The following is a 19,191-nucleotide window of genomic DNA, read 5'->3' on the forward strand; positions in this document are numbered from 1 at the left end:
ACCAATAGACTAATACAATGCAGCACCTTGAAAGAATTACGATCGACCCAGAAATATGCCATGGGAAGCCTGTCATCCGTGGGATGCGTTGGCCAGTAGAAGTTATGATAGATATGATAGGGTCAGGAATGTCTTTTGATGATATTTTGAGCGATCATCCAGAACTGGAACGTGAAGATATTCTTGCTTGCCTGAGTTACGCAAAACTATTGGTTTCTGGATTTTCATTGAAAGAAGCTGCCTAAATGAAATTTCTTTGCGATGTTCATATTTCCTTTAAGCTCGTCAAATTTTTGTCGAACAGCGGCTTTGAAGCATTTCATGTCAACTCATTAGAAAATAAGTGGTACACCAAAGATTCAGAAATTTGTCAATTTGCGGATAAAAACGATTTGATTGTTGTTACAAAAGACGAAGACTTCCGAAATTCCTTTTTTCTTAGGCATAGCCCGCGCAAATTGGTTCGTGTAATTTTAGGTAACATCTCTAATCAAGAATTACTCACTTTATTTGAACAGAATTTACTTCTAATAAGCAAGTTACACCAAGAAGGTTCCTTCTATATTGAATTAGGGCACGGTACCAATATATACAAACTACCAAATCTCTAACAGTTCCTAAATCGTATGAAACTACTTTGGGGAGGATTAGTAGGATTATTGATGGTAGCTGGCTGTCAGCGAGCCAGCAAAGTACCCAAACAAAACCCGTACTTTTCATTGACTGATACCATGGAAATACGAGTACCGAACGGTGTTTGGGAAGAAGTTCTGGACGACGGCGTTTATACTGTCACACGGGAGGGTTCAACCGAAGCTCCTTTTACCAACGAATACCATGATTTTAAAGGCGAAGGCAACTATCACTGCGCCGCCTGTGGAAATTTGCTGTTTCACTCAGCCCAAAAATACGACAGTGGCACAGGTTGGCCCAGTTTTTGGCAACCCGCTACTCCCCATTGTCTGTTGTTTCGCAAGGACTATTCAGAACGCGAAGAACGCATTGAAGTACGCTGTAGGCGGTGTAATGGGCACTTAGGCCACCTTTTTTACGACGGTCCCGCTCCTACTCGTCAACGGTATTGTATGAACTCGTTGGCGTTGAAGTTTGTAAAAATAGCTTCAAATAACCATTGATAATTTCCAAAAACTCCACAAAAAAAGCCGCTCCAGTGGAACGGCTTTTTTCTTAACAAGCTTCTCTAAACCTTCAAAATAATTAATGTTCTACTTCTTCTTCAACGTGGTGGCCGTTGCCGTTTGAGGTACCATTGTTGAAAACATACACTGCTTCAGCTGCTGACTTTTTGCCCAAACGAAACTTCAAACGCTCCACAATCCAGTACATGGTTGGAACTACAATCAACGTAAGGGTAGTACTGAACAACAACCCGTAGATAATGGTATAAGCCAATGGCCCCCAGAACAAGGCACTGAAACCTCCGATGAAAATTTGTGGATTAAATTCGGTAAACAACGTCACAAAGTTGATGTTCATCCCCAATGCCAGCGGAATCAAACCCAAAATACAAGCTGAGGCCGTCAATAATACGGGCGTCAAACGAGCGGCTCCTGCTTCAATCAACGCTTGACGGGTTGGGTAGCCACGGGTTTTCAATTCGTCCGTAAACTCAATCAACAAGATACCGTTCTTAATCACAATCCCCGCCAAGGCAAAGATACCCACCCCTGTCATAATGATAGACATGGTTTTGCCCGTAAGCATGAATCCAAGGAACACCCCAATCAAGCTAAACAGTACCGTAAAGAAGATGATAAGTGGCTTACTGGTGGAGTTAAACTGTGTCACTAGAATCAAGAAAATCAACAAGATAGCTCCCAAAAAGGCTGCTCCTAAGAACTGCATTGACTTCATTTGTTCTTCTTGTTCACCCCCCAAACGAATCGTATAACCTTGTGGAAGGTCTAGGCCATCCACTACTTCTTGCACTTGTACGTTTACTTCGTTGGCGTTGAATCCACCAAGTACATCCGACGACAACGTCACTACGCGCTCTTGGTCTTTTCGGTTGATACCACTGTAAGTAGTTGCGTAACGAATGTTGGTCAATGTACTCAAAGGAACTTGGCGCAATACACCACCAAGGTTCATATCGCGATATACCACGTTCATGCTCAACAATTTCTCAATCTGGTTGCGGTCGCCTTCTTTCAATCGCACCATAATCGGATAATCATCCTTGTCATCTCGGAATTTAGATACTTCAGTTCCGAACAATGCCCCACGAATTTGCAACGCAATCTGCGCCGTGCTGATACCTTCACGGGCTGCTTGCTCGCGGTTGATGTCAATCACAATTTCAGGTTTGTTCAACACCAAATCCGATTTCAATTCTTCAATTCCTTGAATTCCTGATTTGACGATGGCATTTTTTACTTTTGCGGTTACTTCTACCAACTGGCCAAAATCTTCGCCCGCAATCTCAATCGTCACTGGTTTCCCCGTTGGAGGGCCGTTACTTTCGGGTTCAGCTGTTACTTGTGCGCCTGGAATTCCTTTTACTTTTTCACGCACTTTCGCCAAAATGTCGGAAGTCGATACTCCGTGGTGAAGGCGTTCTTCTACGCTCTTGAAAGCCACCGTAATTTTCCCTTTGTGCGGGACTACCGTACGGTCAGGGTTGAAAGGGTCACCCGCATTGATACCAACGTTCGTAATGACCGAGGCTACTGCTGGGCTATTTTTCCCGATTACGCTATACACTCGGTCTTCCAATTGCTTCATTACCTCGTTGGTTTTAGAAGCGTCCGTTCCTTGTGGCATCACGCAATACACATACACAAAATCAGGGTCACCGCTTGGGAAGAAAACTGATTTTGGAGGAAAAGCTCCCATCAACACAAACGTTCCAACCAATATACCAATCACTCCCGCAAATACACCGTAAGGGCGGCGACCCGTAATTACCCACGCAATCACTTTACGGTAGCCATTTTTAAGACGCGGAAACACGTTTTCTTGGAAAGGAACAATGATTTTTGGGGTCAGAATGTAGTGGTTAAATACATATAGAATGGCAATAAATAAAAGCAAGTTACCAATCCCAAAGTTGATTAAATATCCTACTGCCGCAAGTCCTAGCAACACAAACAATGGGGTGCGAATCGACTTGAATGATTTGTCCTCGTTGGCATGTTCTTCAACGCGTTTTAGTGAAGACGCGGCAAAAACAGGGTTCATCACGTAAGCCACAAACAACGACGCAAACAAGGTAATAATCAGCGTCAATGGCAAAAATTTCATAAATTCACCCACAATACCTGGCCAAAACAACAATGGCAAAAACGGCGCGATAGTCGTCAGTGTACCCGACAATACGGGGATAAATACCTCACCAGCCGCATACGAAATGGCTTCGGTACGGGTCAGTTTTTTGTCGTCGTTATAAACGCGGTGGGCGTTTTCAATCACCACAATCGCGTCGTCCACCACAATCCCAAGTCCCAATAAAAACGCAAAGAGTACAATCGTGTTAAGCGTAAACGTAATACCCGTTGCCGAAGCAATAACGGGAAACAACACAAACGCTACTAGCGTGGACAAAGGCACCGAAAGTCCTACGAAAATCGCATCTTGAACCCCCATAAAGAACATCAGTACCAATACTACGAAGATAAAGCCCAAGATAACGGTGTTGAGTAGGTCGTTCAACTCTACTTTGGTACGCTCCGAACTATCGTTGGTCAAACTTACTTTCAAGCCGTCAGGGAACTTCGTTTCTTCGTATTTTTTCAAAATTGCCTTGATTTCATCTGCCGCCGAAATAAGGTTTTCCCCTCCCCGCTTGATGACGTTGAGCGTAATTACCGTTTTTCCATCCAAACTTGCATAGCTTTGTTTTTCGGCAAAACCGTCTTTCACTTCCGCAATTTCGGCCAAACGAAGCGTAGCACCTGTCGAAGAACGAACAATGATGTTTTCCAATTGGCGCACATCTTTGAACTCTCCCACTACGCGTAAGTTACGGCGAACGTTGTCCACGTTTAGCTCACCACCCGATACGTTGATGTTTTCACCCTGAATCGCGTTTTGAATTTCGTAAAACGATACCCCCGCCGCTTGCATTTTGTACAAGTCGAGGTTGATTTGGATTTCACGGTCAAGCGCCCCTACGATGTCCACCCGCGTGATTTCGGGCAACGACTCGATTTCGTCTTTGAGTTGTTCGGCATAATCTTTCAACTTTTTCAACGAGTAATTCCCCGCCAAGTTGATGTTCATAATCGGAAACTCCGAGAAGTTTACCTCCTGCACCGAAGGGTCTTGTTTGCGGTCAGACGGGAGGTCCACCAACGCTTTGTCAACGGCATCCGCTACGCGTTGTTTGGCTTCTTGCGCCTTGATTCCCGTCGAAAACTCCACCGTAATCAACGAGAAGTCTTGAATCGAGTTTGATTTAATTTTTGTTACCCCACTCGCCGCTTTGATTTGCTTTTCGATGGGTTTTGTAATGACAGTTTCAATATCCGAGGGGCTCGCGCCAGGATAAATCGTCGAGACAATCACCGTCGGAACGGCGATTTCGGGAAACTGTTCTTTGGGCATCGTGAAATACACGAACAAACCCGCTAGTGAAATTATAGCTGTAAAAAGATAGACGGTGGTTTTATTTTCTAAACACCAACGCGTCACTTTGAAGTCTTTTAGGGTTGTCATAACCTTACGGTTTAGGTTAATCGTTGTCAATTAATTGGTTACCAACATCAGTACGGTTAACCATTAACGAATAACAATTAACAGTTTTTAGAAACTGATTGCCTGACCATCGACCAAGTCTTGATAGCCGTCTGTGATGATTAAATCGCCTGCTTGGAGTCCATCCAAAATTTCGACGTCACCGTTGTAAGCTACCCCCATTTTCACCTTACGCCCTTTGGCTACTTTTTTGTTGCCTTCGGTAGTTGCTACGTACACCACATCTCCAAACTCAGTACTCTGAATGTAATTTTGCTTAATTACCAACACATTAGACTTATTGATATCGGCAATATTCAACACCGAAAGCATGTTTGGCTTAATGTCTGAACTGGTCGGAATCGCTACTTCGATTTTGAAGGTACGGTTAGCTGGGTTTACCAACTTGCTAATGAACGTCACGCGGGCGTTGATTTCACGGTTCAAATCAGGCAAAACAACCTTTACAGCATCGCCCATTTTGATGTGGCTGATATAAACATCAGGCACGTTGGCGGTTGCTTTGAGGCTTCCCAAGTTCACGATGCTTGCCAACGGCATTCCTGGCGCAGCAACTTCACCCGTTTTGGCCATCACACGCTCCACGGCACCACTGATAGGCGCATACACGTTGTACAAATCCACTTGTGTTTCGAGAACGGCCAAGTTTTTCTCCAACGCTTCTTTGTTGTTTTTGGCTTGCAAATACTGGATTTCTGTTCCAATTTTTTGATCCCAAAGTCCTTTTTGTTTTTCAAAAACAACATTCGCCAATTCCATTTGCTGTTTCAACGCCGCAATCTGGTCGCGCAAAATAGCGTTGTCGATTTTAGCCAACAACTGGCCCGCTTTCACCGTTTGGCCCTCTTTTACGTAAACAGTGGTATAAGTACCCGCCATACGAGGCGTTGCTGTTGCCGTATTTTTGGTTTCAACCGTTCCTTGAATTTCGATAAAGCTTTTGAAGCTACGCGCCTGCAAGGCTTCTGTTAGTACAGGGAATACTTTCTCTGCCGCTTTCATGCTTGGGTCAGCTGCCTTGATTTCGGCATCCAACTTGGCAATTTTTTCGGTCAATGTCTTTGACTCCGCTTTCAATTTGGCAAGTTCTTCTTTTTTACCCGCCAACGAATTATCTGTTTTTCCGCCACCACAGGCAGTCACAAAAACCGAGAGGAACAGCACCGCTACACCCGCGCGAAGCCCTGTATTAAAAGGAGTTTTTTTATTGGTAGTATATGTTGTCAATGTGCTCATAATAAAGTTTTTAAAGATTAGAAGGATAATTTTCCTTTTGCTTTGTCGAGGTCGATTTTGGCAAGTAGCAAATCATACAACGAAGCGAAATAGTTGGTTTGAGCTTCTTTCAAGGCCGACTCGGCGTTGATAACCTCAATGTTTGAACCTGTTCCTGATTGGTATTTGATTTTAGAAACCCGTACTACTTCTTGGGCCAAATCCAAGTTACGCTTTTGGTTTTTCAGCGTTTCGAGGCCATTGATGATGGTAATGTTGGCACTCCGAATCTGCAAATCAATCGACTGCTCTACCAAACTCAAACTTTGTTTTACTTTATCCACCGTAAACTTGGCTTGTTGGATTTTGTACTTCTTCGTAAAACCATCAAAGACAGGGATGTTCACGCTCAAACCGATATTAGCATTGTTAAACCAAGGTGAACCAAAAACATCTCCAATGCTATTACGACCTGTGTTGTAGCCGTAGCCACCAAACAAAGCTACCGTTGGATAATAGCCGCGCTTGTTGTTTTCAACGTCCATTTCAGAAAGCAACAAGTTGCTTTTCAGAATAGAATAATCAACGCGTTGGTCATAGCTAAAACCGCTACCATCATCGGCTTTGATTTCTCGTCCAATTCGTTCTACATCACTTTCGCTGATTCGGTCAGCTAAGATGATTTGTTCGTCAAGTTTCATTCCCATTTGGAACTTGAGCATGTAGTAACTCAAATCCACTAGGTTTTGTACTTTCGTCCGTTCTGTTTTGAGATTATTAAGTGACACTTCCAAACGGTCAACGTCGAGTTTTTCAACAAACCCTTTTTGGTTCATGGCACTCATTTCGCGGGTCAAGCTGTCCAACCGTTGGATGTTTAAATCGAGCACTTTGGCTCTCTCTTCGGCAACCAACACGCTGTAGTACGCTTTAGAAACGCTTTCAGCCACCTGAATTTTAGACTGAGTCACGTTTTTAACTGCCAATTCGCGGTACGCTTGGGCTGCTTTTAAACCCAACAACCACTGTGCATTGAACAAGATTTGAGAAAGTTGTAATGCCGCATTACCCGAATATTTTACCCCAAATTGAACTGCAATTGGAGGAGCATCAGCAGGAGCATTTTGGTCAAAAAAGACCGCTGGTAAAAAAGCACGTTGGATAATTAGGTTATCCATAAGACTGACCGAAGCACTAACTTGCGGAAGCCCTACAGCTCTAATTTCTCCAATGCGCGACTCGGCACTTTGCGCGTCAGTTTGGGTATTTTTTACATTGATGTTGTGCGTTAATCCGTATTGAATGGCTTCTTGAAGAGAATAACGCGTTTGGCTGTACGTCGGAAACAGTGGCAGCATAAGCAGTACCAGCCATTTCCATTGCGGTCGAAATTGTGGCATATAGTAAAGTGTTGATTATAAAATTGTGGGGTTGTTAAAAAAAATGAGCTGTTAATAGGTATTCTTTTGGCTAAAAAAAGCCATGGTGGATATAGGCGTTGAAAGCTGTTTGGTTATATATTTTTCATACAGATTTAGTCCTTCAATGGTCACAATTCCGCGTAAAAAGTGATCGAGCAGTTCCAATTGAGTATCCAATGGGTTAAACTGTCCAAGTGGAAAGAGATACGGGTCTAACCCCATTTCTACCTGTTCGAGTCTCAAACGCGATAGTATATCTACGTTGACAGTGGAGCGGTACAAGCCCATTTCGATGCCTTTCAAAAGGTTCTTCTTGACCATCTCAAGAATAAATTCTTTTTTATACTTAGAGAACAAATCCCACGCTTGTGGGTAATACTTCTTGATGTCAAAAATGGCCGTTGGGTTCATGCCCGCCATCGTTTGGCGCATCATTTCAGAAGTCATTACCATCTCTGCAATCGGGTCGGGTGCTTCATTTTGCATCTGTTCGGCAATGGTGCGGTCACAAGCAAAATGGTGCTCAACTCCTGCATACACTATTGCGTTTTTGTCTTCAAAATGCTGATAAATGGTTTTTTTAGAAATGCCCAATTCCCTTGCAATGTCGTCCATCGTTACGCTTTTCACTCCGTACCGAAAAAACAATTCTTGGGCTTTATCTAAGATTCTTTCTCTCACTCTTACTGTACTTAGTTTTTCACTTTTTTTATACGAAACTTAGGAAACTTAATGAAAGTTCAAAGTTTCCGAAGTTTTTTTAAAAAAAGTCATGGCTGTGTTTTAGGCTCTAAGTATCTAGTAAGTTGATTATTATCTATAATACAAAATAAATGGGCGCTAGTGACAACCCTATGTCAGTAGGGTTAACTTTTTTTTATGAAATTTTGAGGTGGTACACAAAAAATAAATTTTGTACTTTTCAAATAATAAATTTAACCATAGCTGTTTTTCAAAAATTGGACGATGTCCTGAAAAATCAACCGCTACAAAAGTAAAAACCCACTTTACGGTAGCGTACAAAAACTACGTAAAGTGGGTAAAAACAGGGACGAAAGGGAAGAAAAGGAGGATAAACCTATATTTACAATTCTTCGTTTAGGAGATTTTCCGCCTTGAGCTTGTTATTTTCTTCTTCAACCAACCGATTGATTTCTTTAATTACATCAAAAAACACAACCAACTTATCCAAAGGAATTTGATCACGCAACATCGTATTAAACGAGATGACTCCTTCGCGGGCTTGTTCGCGTTTGCGCTTACCCACGTCGGTCAAAAACACTTTGACAAAACGTTTATCTGTTTCGTCCGTTTCTCGACGTATCCAGCCGCGTTCTTCGAGTGCTTTCAGTGTTCGGGTCAGACTGCGGGGCTCCATCCCGATTGACGGCCCAATCTTGGTAGCAGGCGTCCCGTAATCGAGGTCAATATTTAGTAGCACATATCCAATGGCCATCGTCATGTCGTAGCGACGAGACGCATAGGTATTGTACATTCTCGAAATGGCGTGCCAAGCCCATTTAATATGAAAATCCACCGTTTTTTCCTTGCGCATTGCCTATTGTGAGTTGGTATCAGTTTAGGCAAATATAGAAGTTAATCTTTAACTTGGTAGGCTTGCATACTATTTTTATTATACTGCCAAACGAAATTTAGTAGCGTACTTACGAACGGCACGGCCAATAAATAACCCACCCATCAGACCTGGCATAATCCAAGTGGCAATATAGACTGCTTGAGGCGCTTCGGGAAAAATATAACGGATGTTTACTAACGCAAACGCGGTAAACGTAGCAATGTACGACCCACCCATCCGCTCAATGTGGATAAAAAACCATTCTTTCGCACCATACTTTGCTTTTTCGGGAGCAAGGTACTTTCGAATATCGTACAACGCATTGGTGCCGCTAAAAAAACCAAAAGCCAAAAATAATATACTCATCGATGAAAAGTGCCCCGTTTGAAATGAACGCTGCACAAAATACAAACCATAGGCCATCATTATCACTGACGCCGCCCCCATGACAGACGAAATCGCCCAATCATACCAGCGAACTGGCTCACTTCCACGTTGTTGCAAGGCTCGTTTTCCCGTAAAACACATGTAAAAACTAAAAACAGCGATGCCTGTCAAAAACAAGCGTCCATCTGTAAAAGGGCTTACTAACACCAAACCTACCGAAGAAAACGCCACAACCACCATCGACCAGTAATACACCAACCCTGTTCGGTTGTGAAGGGTATTGCCTTTTTTGGAAAGCATCGGAACAATTCCTACTCCAAGGGCTAAAAACCCAAAAACAATGTGCGTGATAAGGAAAAAAGTTTTCATGGCCTGACTGGTTATTGGTTGATTGATGAACCAAAACTCGTACAAAATCAGGCACAAGGATAGCAAAACACGACGAAGCGTCGCATCTTTGGCGTGAAGTGTCGCCCCGAGAGAGTGGAGAAATTAGCGCTTAGTCTCTGCAAATACACGACACGCTTCTACCAAATTTTCAATGTCTTCGTCGGTATGCCAAGCGCTCAATACAATGCGGGTATTGGCCCTGTCCGTTGGCTTGGGATAAGCAAAACTATACACAAAAATACCCCGCTGAAGCAAAAATGGATACAAGTCGTCGTGAGGAGTGTAAAATACTGGAAATAACGCGTTGGAAGCATTAAAAAGCCCCAAAGAAGCAAGTTGCGTAGCGCATTGACGAACATTATACGCCAAACGCTGGTATGCCTCAGCATACAAGTCGGTAGCGTGTAAATACGCGTACAGGTGATCAGGGGCAATGGGTGAGCAACCGCCAAAGTAAGCCGTCGAACGAATTTTTTGGAGTGTGATTTTGTCCGAAAAAATGACCCCGCCAGGCAACCCCATCGCTTTGGCCAAAGACGCCGTAACGATGATCCGAACGTGAGGTAACGACGGAATTTGCCCCCAAATACCTTTTCCTTCCTCGCCAATCACCCCCAATCCGTGCGAATCGTCAACGAGCAAGACCCATTCTCGGTCGTCGGGAAGGCGTGTTATCCAATCAAACGCGTATAATTTTCCGCGTAAAGCATCCACGGAATTAGTGACTAAGCATACTTTAGCTGTATCCTGAAAAGACGATGGTTTCACTAAGTTTTCAACCCACTCCTCAAAACTCACGGCTGGAATCGACACTTGAGGCAAATGCCACACCGCAGGGTGGACATCGGGAGAATACACAAACTCGTACCCATCTAACATCAACTGCCGAATTGCGGCCTGTCCTGCCAACATCCCCGACGATAACGTCAGCGCCGCCTCCGAACCCGTCCAAGCCGCTAATTTAGCCTCCGCTTGTTCATAGATACGTAACTGGAGATTTCCATTACGCGAACTCCCATATACACTTCCGTACACCTGCAACCCTTCTTGAATCAAGGCTTGAAAAGCAGGATGTTGCGGCAGACCTAGGTACGCCGTACCGCTAAAATACAAGTACGTTTTTCCATCGAGCTCAATCGTCCGATTAGGCAAGTGGGTGATTTGGTGATAACTAGCAGAATTCAAAACAGGTCAACGTTGGTACTAATGCAATTGTGCACCTGTACCGTTTTCGGTGGCAAAAATAATTTTTCCAAAATCAAACTGAACTCCCGTTGCAGGGTCATTGGCAATAAGCAACGTACCGTCCATGTCCACGTAGTCGAGCATGGGAAGCAAGTGCGCAATCGCCGAAATACCCACGCTGCTTTCGTTCATACAGCCTACCATCGTTTTCAGGCCAAGGGTTTTGGCTTCGGCCAACATTCGTCGTGCGGGCGTAAGGCCACCGCATTTGGTCAACTTCACATTGACTCCGTGAAAGTAACCTGCGCATTTGGCCACATCTGCTTCTACAATGCAACTTTCGTCGGCAATGCAGGGCAACGCACTTTCCGCATAAACTTGTTTCATCCCCGCCCAATCGTCCGCACGCAGGGGTTGTTCGATAAATTCAACGCCTAATTTTTTTAATTCATGGCTATACTCAATGGCTTGCGTCGCCGTCCAAGCGCAGTTCGCATCTACTCGAAACACCGCATCAGTATGGCTACGTAGGGTTCGGACAATCTCCAAATCCTCTGCTGTACCCAATTTAATTTTGTACAATGGCCACGGAAACTCCTTCATTTTTGCCACCATTTTATCAATGCTATCAATTCCGATGGTGTAATCAGTAATTGGTATTGCATCGGCTGAAAGCCCCCAGGCATCGTAGAGCTTTTTCCCTTGTTTTTTGGCCCAAAGGTCGTTGGCAGCTTCATCCAAAGCGCACTGCGCAAACGGCATATCGTGCAAGTATTGGTTGGTCAACTGCCAAAACTCCTCGGGAGATGTTAGGGTATCGTTTTCAATCACATTTCGTATTTGCTCAAGGCGGCCTATCATTCCTTCAATCGTAATACCGTAGTATTTGTTGGAAGTAGCCTCTCCAAAGCCCCGAAAGCTCCCTTCTCGGAGTTCTACAATGAGCGTAGGTTGCACATCGCGTGAATCGTGAGCGATGGTAAAGGTGTGGCGAAGCCGTAAGTCGAAGCGATGAAAGTATAATTGCATACGTCTAAAAACAAAAGAGGAGACAAAAGTACATCTTTTCTCTCCTCTTTGCGTTGCTTAATCCGTCGAAAATCCTGGCGGACAAATAATACTATAAAATGTATAACTCAGGGTAATTGACGTGTAGTAGTATTTATCGCGGGTAGTTGGATTGCCAAGCTGGAGTTTTTGACCCAATGGCACGTTATCTCCCAAATCGTCTAAGTAATCGGTAAAAAGAACCCTAGTACCAAATTCAAACTCTAAGCTCCAAGGGCGTTTAAACTCCCACTTCACTCCCGCTCCAAAAGGAATATTCATTTGGGTTGTTTTATATTCGGCCGTTTTTGTGCGCGGTTTAAATTTATAAAACCCCAATCCACCCATCAGGTAGGGCGTCCAGTTGACGTCTTTACGGCGTTGCGAGTAATTCAGAAAGTTATACTCAAGTATCAAATCTCCTTCAGCTACCCTAGAACGAAACGAGCCATTACGGGCCTGATTGAAAGGGTCAGACGAGCGACTGTCTTTTGCTCCAATAATGCCCATATTTCCGCCTAATCGCAACGAAACTGCTGGCGACGCATTATAACGCACAAAAGCATGGCCTCCAGGCAAATAGTTTTTAGGGTTAAAAAAAGGAGCATAGTCTCCTTTGTAATTAAACCCTCCTAGTCCAGCGCCAATATTCCACCGCTGGGCTTCGGCCTGTAAAGAAAAGGCTCCCAAAAGGAAGCCGATAAAATAAGTGTGCAGTTTGCTATCCACGTATGATGAATTCTTGGTTTTTGCCCTTGTTAACTTTTAACGAAGTCCAATAACTTAACGAATCGGCGGGCATTTAATTTTAGTTGGTAACACATAGGTTACTGTGATACTGGAAAGCATGTAGGTATCTTTCCGAACAGGATTTCCTCTAAAATCACCCTGTTGCCATCCTCCCAAAGGACCATTTGCAAACGGATTAGCTGTTGGGTTATTGGGATCGACAATTCTGGCTACAGTTTCAGTACGATCACGTCCAGTACGTGCTGCAATTTGCTCAAGCGTACGGTTTGACATCGCTCGTGCCATGTCATTTTTAAGAATGTCAGGATTTGGATAAAACCCACTTGCATCATCCAAAAAATCTGACCCCGAAAAACGGAAGCCACCTTCTACCCCAACGTTCCACTGGTCATTGATTTTCCAAGTAAAGCCCAATCCAAAAGGAATAGAATAGGTTACCAATGAGTAAGGTTTCTCAAACCCTGGCTGTCCTTGGCCTTCCGTTCCTAGTGGTTGGAGGGCTATCCAGCGCTTGTTTTTAGGATACCTGTCGTAAGATGTTGAATCAGGAACCATTGCTTTCGGATTATGAGCAAGCAGCGCAACTCCAGCAAAAATGTAGGGGGTAAACTTTGCGCGACGATTTGGGCTACGTCCATCTCCCCAAAATTTGTAAATACCTACTAAGCTAAATTCTTTGAGGTTATTACGAAAATGTAAGTTTCGAACATACGCCCCTGAAAACGGCGTACCTCCGCGGTTATAGTATTCATCGTCACTAAAAATTTGTGCCCACGTAAACCCAAAACGGGCTGCCAAATGCGGTGTATAATGCTTCGTATAAGCGGCATTAATGTTCCAGCGCATGGTTTTAAACAAGGTATTCACTGGACTTCGATAGGGGGCCAAATCACCTGCATAGCTAGACGTCCCCGCCCCAAAACTCACGGTAGAGTACTGCTCAAATGGCGTTCGACGACGGCGTTGTGCTTCCGATTGGAGCGTCACAAACAGCGTAAACAACACGATTCCGACAATTATCTTATAATTCATTCGCTTTACTGGATTGATGCGTGACTTTGTGTTCAACGCAAAAATGAATCTTTTTATTGAATATCCCCGCAAAAATCGCGCCTAAGATTAATTGCGGGCGTCTAACCCCCAATGTAGTTTTGTACGTAGGGTTTGTACAAAATTATCTTGTTTAAACTTGACAAGTCGCGCTTTAAAAACTGCTTTTTTTACGGTCAACGCAATGGTAGAATCCACAATCCGAAACCGCGAGTCTAGCGAAACAAGGAAATTATTACTACGGCTTTCTACCCGAAAAGTCAACTGACTTCCATCGGGAATAATCATGGGGCGAACGTTCAGGTTATGCGGACTAATGGGGGTGATGACAAAAACGTCGTTGGTTGGTAATACAACAGGCCCTCCGCAGCTCAATGAATAACCAGTCGAGCCCGTAGGAGTAGAAACGATAAGTCCATCAGCCCAATACGAATTTAAAAACTCCCCGTCTAAGTACGCATGAATGGTAATCATCGACGAAGTATCGGTTTTCGTGATGGTAAAATCGTTCAGGGCAAAGTTATAATCTTCAAATAAATCGTTGTCCGAATTTACACTAACCAATGCACGCTCTTCAATCTGGTAATTTCCTTCAAAAAGCGCTGCTAATTGGGTAGGAATACACTCAGGGGAAACGGTCGCTAAAAAACCTAGACGCCCCGTATTTATCCCCAAAATGGGTATTTGGCGCGAACGCGACTGCATGACCGACTCCAACAACGTACCATCGCCACCTATGCTAAAAATAAAATCAGCATCGGGAGCCCCGTGCGGATGGGGGTACGTTTTGGGCGTATGTGGCTCTACTCCTGCTTGAAGAAGATGCGTATAAAAGGACGCAGAAATTGAGAAATCTACCCCTTTTTGTTGAAGTATATCAAATAAAGCCTGTACGTGAGGCTGCGTTTCTGTGGTAAAAATACGTCCGTGAATGGCGATTTTCATGGGTATCGCTTCTCAAATAAGTAAGGACGCAAAGGTAGAACTTTCTACGATTAGGTTTCTAAATACCGTAACAATAAATCAAGGCGATGACGGTCAGGGTTTTCCACGGGTGCATTGCCAAAGACGTTCTCTACCGTGTAGCCGAAGCGTTCTAGGGTGGCTACTACGGCCGACACTTCTGTACGATTTAGCTTCAAAGTCAGCGTGGCTTCATCAAGCGCGCCGTACTCGGCTCCCGAAAAAAAGCTGCTAATAATTTTTGTGCTATTGGATTCGACCAATCGGCTAATTTCGGTCAATGAATAATCTCGGTTGGCCATTTTAAGCACGACCACCGCCCCTTTTTCTTGAACTCCAAGCAAGTTGGCAAACTTAGAAATCATATCGCTTACCAAAATCGTACCTGCGTACAAATTGTCTTCGTCCAGTACGGGAACCGTATCTAATTGGTAATGGTTAGCAATTCCCATTACTTCAAAAATGTGTTGAAATGATGTTGCATGAACTGGGTTGGGCGGAAGGTTTAAGTCCGAAAGCTGCTTTTCGTCGTCAGGTAAACTCAACAACGTGTCCTCACTGAGCAGTCCTTTATATTCTTCCTCTTCCACCAAGGCCAACTGACGTAGGCCATACTCGTCCATTAAGTCAACCGCCTGCCCCACCGAATCGTACGGTCGTAAAACGGGCGTCGTAGAGTTAATAAGTTCTTCAGCGAGCATGTTGATGTGTATTTTTTGGAAAACTTAGAAAAGTTATTTAAAGTTTCCAAAAATATTGTGTGAATTTATTACAAACAGTACCAATGAGCACCAATAGTAGCTTAAAGTTTCTCTACGATGAACTCAACCCTACGGTTGCGACGGCGCTCTGCTTCGGATGTTCCTTTGGAAACAGGGCGGGTAGAACCCAAGCCTTTTGCTCCCACCCGCGCGGAGTCAATTCCTTTGGCTACCAAATACTTTTTCACGGCGTTGGCGCGGTTTTGCGACAATTCTACATTTTTATCAAAATCACCCAGATTGTCGGTATGCCCTTCCACTCGAATTTCCATGTTGGTATTTTCGCGCATGAGTTGAACAAGGCGGTCAAGCTCAGATGACGAAGCAGGTAACAAATCATACTTACCCGTATCAAAATAAATATTGTTGAGCGTAATGCTTTCTCCCACCGCTACGGGATTTAGGGTAATTTCATTGGCGACTTCCTCTCCAGCCTTTGCATTTGTCAAATCAAACGCACCACTAACAGGAAAATACCCTTTCGCTGCGGCCACGTATGCGTATTTGTTGCCCGCATCCAAGCTAATTTTAAATTTCCCCGACGACGCAGACAACTGCATCGAGTCCAGTCCATTGTCTTCACTCGGTACGACGTAGCTTATTTTTGCGGCAATCGGTTTTTTCGTTTTAGCATCTATCACCGTTCCCCGCAATGTCACCACTTTGGCTACGGGCGCTTCTGATTTGCTCTCAATTGGCGGCACGGGTGTGGGTGTATTGGCAATAACGGGCGGTTCTTCTTTTTTAGGTTCAGGCTTGGGTTTGGGCGGCACTCTCCTTGGGTTACGAATGTGTACGCCAAAGTAGTTCCAATACCGCTTTGTTCCGTAATCTTTTCCCTCAAACATATCAAATACCTCGATGCCTGGGTCGAGTCTTTCGTAGTAAACCGAAAATTTCACCACATCGCCAGGGTAAACCGTGCGGGTTTCTGGGGCTACAGGAATCCCTACTGCCTTGATAAACCTGTATTTTTTTGTTGTATTTTTAGGTTCGTACAAACGGCTTTTAGGGTCAACCTCAATATAGTTTCTATCTAAATTTCCTTGACGCTCGCCAAAAAAATCGCGAAGGGTGGGATTACGTTGCGCAGACTCAAACCTAAAATGCAATATCGTGTAGTCATCAGTCAGCTCCACTTTAGTAAGTGCCACATCTGGCTGCGATTGTTCTTCAACGTAGGGGCTTAACGTGGTAATTTTCTGAGCCATCGCCCCAAATGAAACCCATAAAAATAATAAAAAGGAGTAGCGTAGTCGTTTCATGGTCTTAGCAAAGATTCTTTTTACTCGCCCGAATAACGTCTCTGAAAAAAGATTAGTGCTATTTGTTTGTTAAAAATCGTTAATTCTCCGCCATTCAACTCCACTTTTTGACCATTTCTACCAATGTATATTTTTAAATGAAAAAGTATTTAGATAATTGTCTAATTATTTAATCAACTATGAACACCCTTTTCCGTGCCCTTAACGACCCCACTCGACGGCAAATTTTAGAAATCTTGCGGGAAGGCGACCTTACTGCGGGAGAAATTGCCGAACGGTTTGACATGACCAAACCGAGCATTTCTCACCACTTAGATTTGCTCAAGCAAGCCGAACTTGTCAGTGCCGACAAACGAGGTCAGTTTATTTATTACACCCTCAACACTACCGTTTTAGACGAATTATTATCCTGGATTTTCACCCTTAAAAACCAATGAAAAAGACCTTAGAATACCTCGCCTGGGTCGCTATTGTGCTTCCCCTTGTTTATCTGTTTTTGGTGTGGAACCAACTTCCCGACATCGTCCCAACGCACTTTGGCCCAAGTGGTAAACCCGATGCCTACGGCCCCAAATGGACGCTTACCATATTAAGCGCCGTTTCCATTGGCGTATATTTTTTGTTGCGGTACGTTCCACAGCTTGATCCTCGTCTCAACAAAGCTAGTTTATCAGAACATTATCCCAAGTTAGTGCTGCTGATTGTGACCTTTCTAGCGTTGGTGCATTGCTTGGTTATTCGCGCCTCTCTCTCGGAAATGGCAGGCGAGAACTTTACGACGATTTTGCTGGTCGGGGTATTTTTACTGTTTGCAGGGATTGGGAACTACTTCAACAACATCAAGTCCAATTATTTTGTGGGCTTCCGTACTCCGTGGACACTCGAAAGCGAAACCGTGTGGCGTAAAACCCACCAATTGGCCGCCAAATTGTACTTTGGAATGGGGTTATTAGGAGCGTTTGTCGTCATCTGGTTGCCCGAATTGTGGAAACTTTTTTGGACGCTAGGGTTAATTTTTGGCTCAACAATCTGGATTGTGGCATATTCATACCGTGTATATCAACAAGAAAAAAAATGAAAAAGTGGATAAAAGTACTCTTGTGCTTAGGAATTGGACACACGAGTTTTTCGCAAACGTGGTACGAGGGTACAATCTCAACGCTCAAATTTGGGCTCAAAATAACTACTACTTCCCAAACCGCCCAGGTTTTTATTCCTGAGCAGGGAATGTTTGAGCAACCCTTAAAAAACACTGTATTTCAGGGAGATAGTTTGCGAGGTGAGCTGAAAAGTGTCAACGTTTTGCTCAGTGGTAAAATAGATTCTTTGTCGTTTGAAGGTCAGTGGAAACAAAATAGTTTTCCTACCCCGTTGCGCCTAAAACGAGTGGCAGAATTATCGTTTTTTAAACGCCCCCAAATGCCTAAAGCGCCTTTTCCCTACCGCGATGAAAAGGTCAAATTTACGAACAATGAGGGTTCGATTACTTTTGGCGGAACACTCACTTTGCCCGAAGGGAAAGGCCCGTTCAAAACAGTGGTGCTTATTTCAGGTTCTGGTCAGCAAGACCGAGATGAAAGCCTTTTTGGGCACAAAGCGTTCTGGGTCATCGCCGACCACTTAACCCGACAAGGCATCGCCGTGTTGCGCGTTGACGACCGAGGGGTAGGTGAAACGACGGGTTCGATAGGAACGTCGGCCGACTACGCCCAAGATGTTTTAAATGCCATTCGTTACCTCAAAACGCGAAAAGAAGTTAACCCAAAAAAAATAGGCTTAATCGGCCACAGCGAAGGCGGTGTCATTGCACCTCTTGCAGCGGTACAATCAAAAGACGTGGCGTTTATTGTCTCCTTGGCGGGTTTGGGAATGAGTGGCAAAGAGTTACTTCTCCGCCAAAGCGACGATATTTTGAAACAAATGGGTAGCAATGAAACCTACCGAAATCAAGTGCGTAGCCTCAACGAAGTCATCTACTCAACGGTAGCTAGGTTACCACTGGAAGGCGACATCAAAGATAGCCTTCAAGCTACCTTTGACCAATGGGTAAAAAGCCAACCCGAAAGCGTGTTGGGGCAACTTGGCTACCGAACGGAACAAGGTCGCAAGGGTTTTCTGAAACAAATCGAAACCATGAACTCCTCTTGGTATCGGTATTTTATCAAATATGACCCGCAGCCTGTTTTGTCAAAAATCACGATTCCTGTCCTTGCCCTCAACGGCAGTAAGGACGTTCAGGTGGCTTCTCAACCCAATTTAGAGGGTTTTAAAAGCGGTTTGACGGCTGCTGGCAATAAACAATTTGAGACGGTTGAACTGCCTGGCCTGAACCATTTGTTCCAAAAATGTACTAAGTGCACCTCCGCCGAATACGGTCTTTTGGAGGAAACATTCTCCGTAGAAGCCCTTGAGTTGGTCACTAATTGGGTGAAGAAGAGATAAAACACCTTCCCGAAAGTTCTTTA

The 19,191-nt window shown here is 44.1% G+C and carries 19 protein-coding genes; 6 read left to right on the forward strand and 13 right to left on the reverse strand.

The features are described from left to right. Positions 1-17 precede the first annotated feature (17 nt). The 3 genes from AC23N5_RS00835 to msrB are packed head-to-tail and all read left to right on the forward strand — an operon-like array spanning position 18 to position 1,136. On the forward strand, positions 18-245 hold the full coding sequence (locus AC23N5_RS00835) for a DUF433 domain-containing protein (protein ID WP_487754143.1): 228 nt from the start codon (positions 18-20) through the stop codon (positions 243-245). Then, positions 246-611 (forward strand): DUF5615 family PIN-like protein, encoded by a 366-nt coding sequence (locus AC23N5_RS00840; protein WP_487754144.1) that lies wholly within the window; start codon positions 246-248, stop codon positions 609-611. It abuts the gene before it with no gap. Between the two features lie 15 nt (positions 612-626). Beyond that, entirely contained in the window at positions 627-1,136 is a 510-nt protein-coding gene (gene msrB, locus AC23N5_RS00845) for a peptide-methionine (R)-S-oxide reductase MsrB (RefSeq protein WP_487754145.1), read from the forward strand. Positions 1,137-1,218: 82 nt separating this feature from the next. Here the strand turns inward: msrB and AC23N5_RS00850 are convergent, their stop codons facing one another. The 13 genes from AC23N5_RS00850 to AC23N5_RS00910 form a co-directional block, all read right to left on the reverse strand. Then, entirely contained in the window at positions 1,219-4,677 is a 3,459-nt protein-coding gene (locus AC23N5_RS00850) for an efflux RND transporter permease subunit (protein WP_183972096.1), read from the reverse strand. An 87-nt stretch (positions 4,678-4,764) separates the two neighbouring features. Then, the gene (locus AC23N5_RS00855; protein WP_487754146.1) at positions 4,765-5,952 is read right to left on the reverse strand and encodes an efflux RND transporter periplasmic adaptor subunit; all 1,188 of its coding nucleotides are present in this window, start codon (positions 5,950-5,952) and stop codon (positions 4,765-4,767) included. 17 nt (positions 5,953-5,969) lie between these two features. Further along, complete coding sequence (locus AC23N5_RS00860) at positions 5,970-7,331, reverse strand: TolC family protein (RefSeq protein ID WP_487754147.1); 1,362 nt, start codon at positions 7,329-7,331, stop codon at positions 5,970-5,972. A gap of 51 nt (positions 7,332-7,382) precedes the next feature. Further along, positions 7,383-8,033: a TetR/AcrR family transcriptional regulator gene (locus AC23N5_RS00865; RefSeq protein WP_183972099.1), complete on the reverse strand. Its 651-nt coding sequence runs from the start codon at positions 8,031-8,033 to the stop codon at positions 7,383-7,385. 403 nt (positions 8,034-8,436) lie between these two features. Continuing rightward, positions 8,437-8,907, reverse strand: coding sequence for a MarR family winged helix-turn-helix transcriptional regulator (locus tag AC23N5_RS00870; RefSeq protein ID WP_487754148.1), 471 nt, complete (start codon positions 8,905-8,907; stop codon positions 8,437-8,439). Positions 8,908-8,985: 78 nt separating this feature from the next. Beyond that, positions 8,986-9,684 carry a DUF2306 domain-containing protein gene (locus tag AC23N5_RS00875; protein ID WP_487754149.1) on the reverse strand — a complete coding sequence of 233 codons (699 nt, stop codon included), beginning with the start codon at positions 9,682-9,684 and terminating at the stop codon, positions 8,986-8,988. Positions 9,685-9,807: 123 nt separating this feature from the next. Further along, complete coding sequence (locus AC23N5_RS00880) at positions 9,808-10,890, reverse strand: aminotransferase class I/II-fold pyridoxal phosphate-dependent enzyme (protein ID WP_487754150.1); 1,083 nt, start codon at positions 10,888-10,890, stop codon at positions 9,808-9,810. An 18-nt stretch (positions 10,891-10,908) separates the two neighbouring features. Beyond that, positions 10,909-11,919, reverse strand: a complete 1,011-nt coding sequence (locus tag AC23N5_RS00885) for a dipeptide epimerase (protein ID WP_487754151.1) — start codon at positions 11,917-11,919, stop codon at positions 10,909-10,911. 57 nt (positions 11,920-11,976) lie between these two features. After that, positions 11,977-12,666, reverse strand: coding sequence for a type IX secretion system protein PorG (gene porG / locus AC23N5_RS00890; RefSeq protein ID WP_487754152.1), 690 nt, complete (start codon positions 12,664-12,666; stop codon positions 11,977-11,979). 54 nt (positions 12,667-12,720) lie between these two features. Then, entirely contained in the window at positions 12,721-13,719 is a 999-nt protein-coding gene (locus AC23N5_RS00895) for a DUF6089 family protein (protein ID WP_183972105.1), read from the reverse strand. Between the two features lie 87 nt (positions 13,720-13,806). Further along, positions 13,807-14,682 (reverse strand): NAD kinase, encoded by an 876-nt coding sequence (locus AC23N5_RS00900; protein WP_487754153.1) that lies wholly within the window; start codon positions 14,680-14,682, stop codon positions 13,807-13,809. 50 nt (positions 14,683-14,732) lie between these two features. Next, positions 14,733-15,401 (reverse strand): CBS domain-containing protein, encoded by a 669-nt coding sequence (locus AC23N5_RS00905; protein ID WP_487754154.1) that lies wholly within the window; start codon positions 15,399-15,401, stop codon positions 14,733-14,735. Positions 15,402-15,502: 101 nt separating this feature from the next. Beyond that, a complete protein-coding gene (locus AC23N5_RS00910) occupies positions 15,503-16,726 on the reverse strand; it encodes an OmpA family protein (protein ID WP_487754155.1) in 1,224 nt (407 codons plus the stop codon). Between the two features lie 179 nt (positions 16,727-16,905). Here AC23N5_RS00910 and AC23N5_RS00915 point away from each other — a divergent pair, with 179 nt between their 5' ends. The 3 genes from AC23N5_RS00915 to AC23N5_RS00925 are packed head-to-tail and all read left to right on the forward strand — an operon-like array spanning position 16,906 to position 19,168. Next, the gene (locus AC23N5_RS00915) at positions 16,906-17,163 is read left to right on the forward strand and encodes an autorepressor SdpR family transcription factor (RefSeq protein ID WP_028524127.1); all 258 of its coding nucleotides are present in this window, start codon (positions 16,906-16,908) and stop codon (positions 17,161-17,163) included. Continuing rightward, positions 17,160-17,804, forward strand: a complete 645-nt coding sequence (locus AC23N5_RS00920; RefSeq protein ID WP_183972109.1) for an SdpI family protein — start codon at positions 17,160-17,162, stop codon at positions 17,802-17,804. Before AC23N5_RS00915 ends, AC23N5_RS00920 begins: the two co-directional genes overlap by 4 nt. Further along, entirely contained in the window at positions 17,801-19,168 is a 1,368-nt protein-coding gene (locus AC23N5_RS00925) for an alpha/beta hydrolase family protein (protein WP_487754156.1), read from the forward strand. Before AC23N5_RS00920 ends, AC23N5_RS00925 begins: the two co-directional genes overlap by 4 nt. Positions 19,169-19,191 lie beyond the last annotated feature (23 nt).

It is taken from the genome of Runella sp. R5_40 (assembly GCF_057652295.1).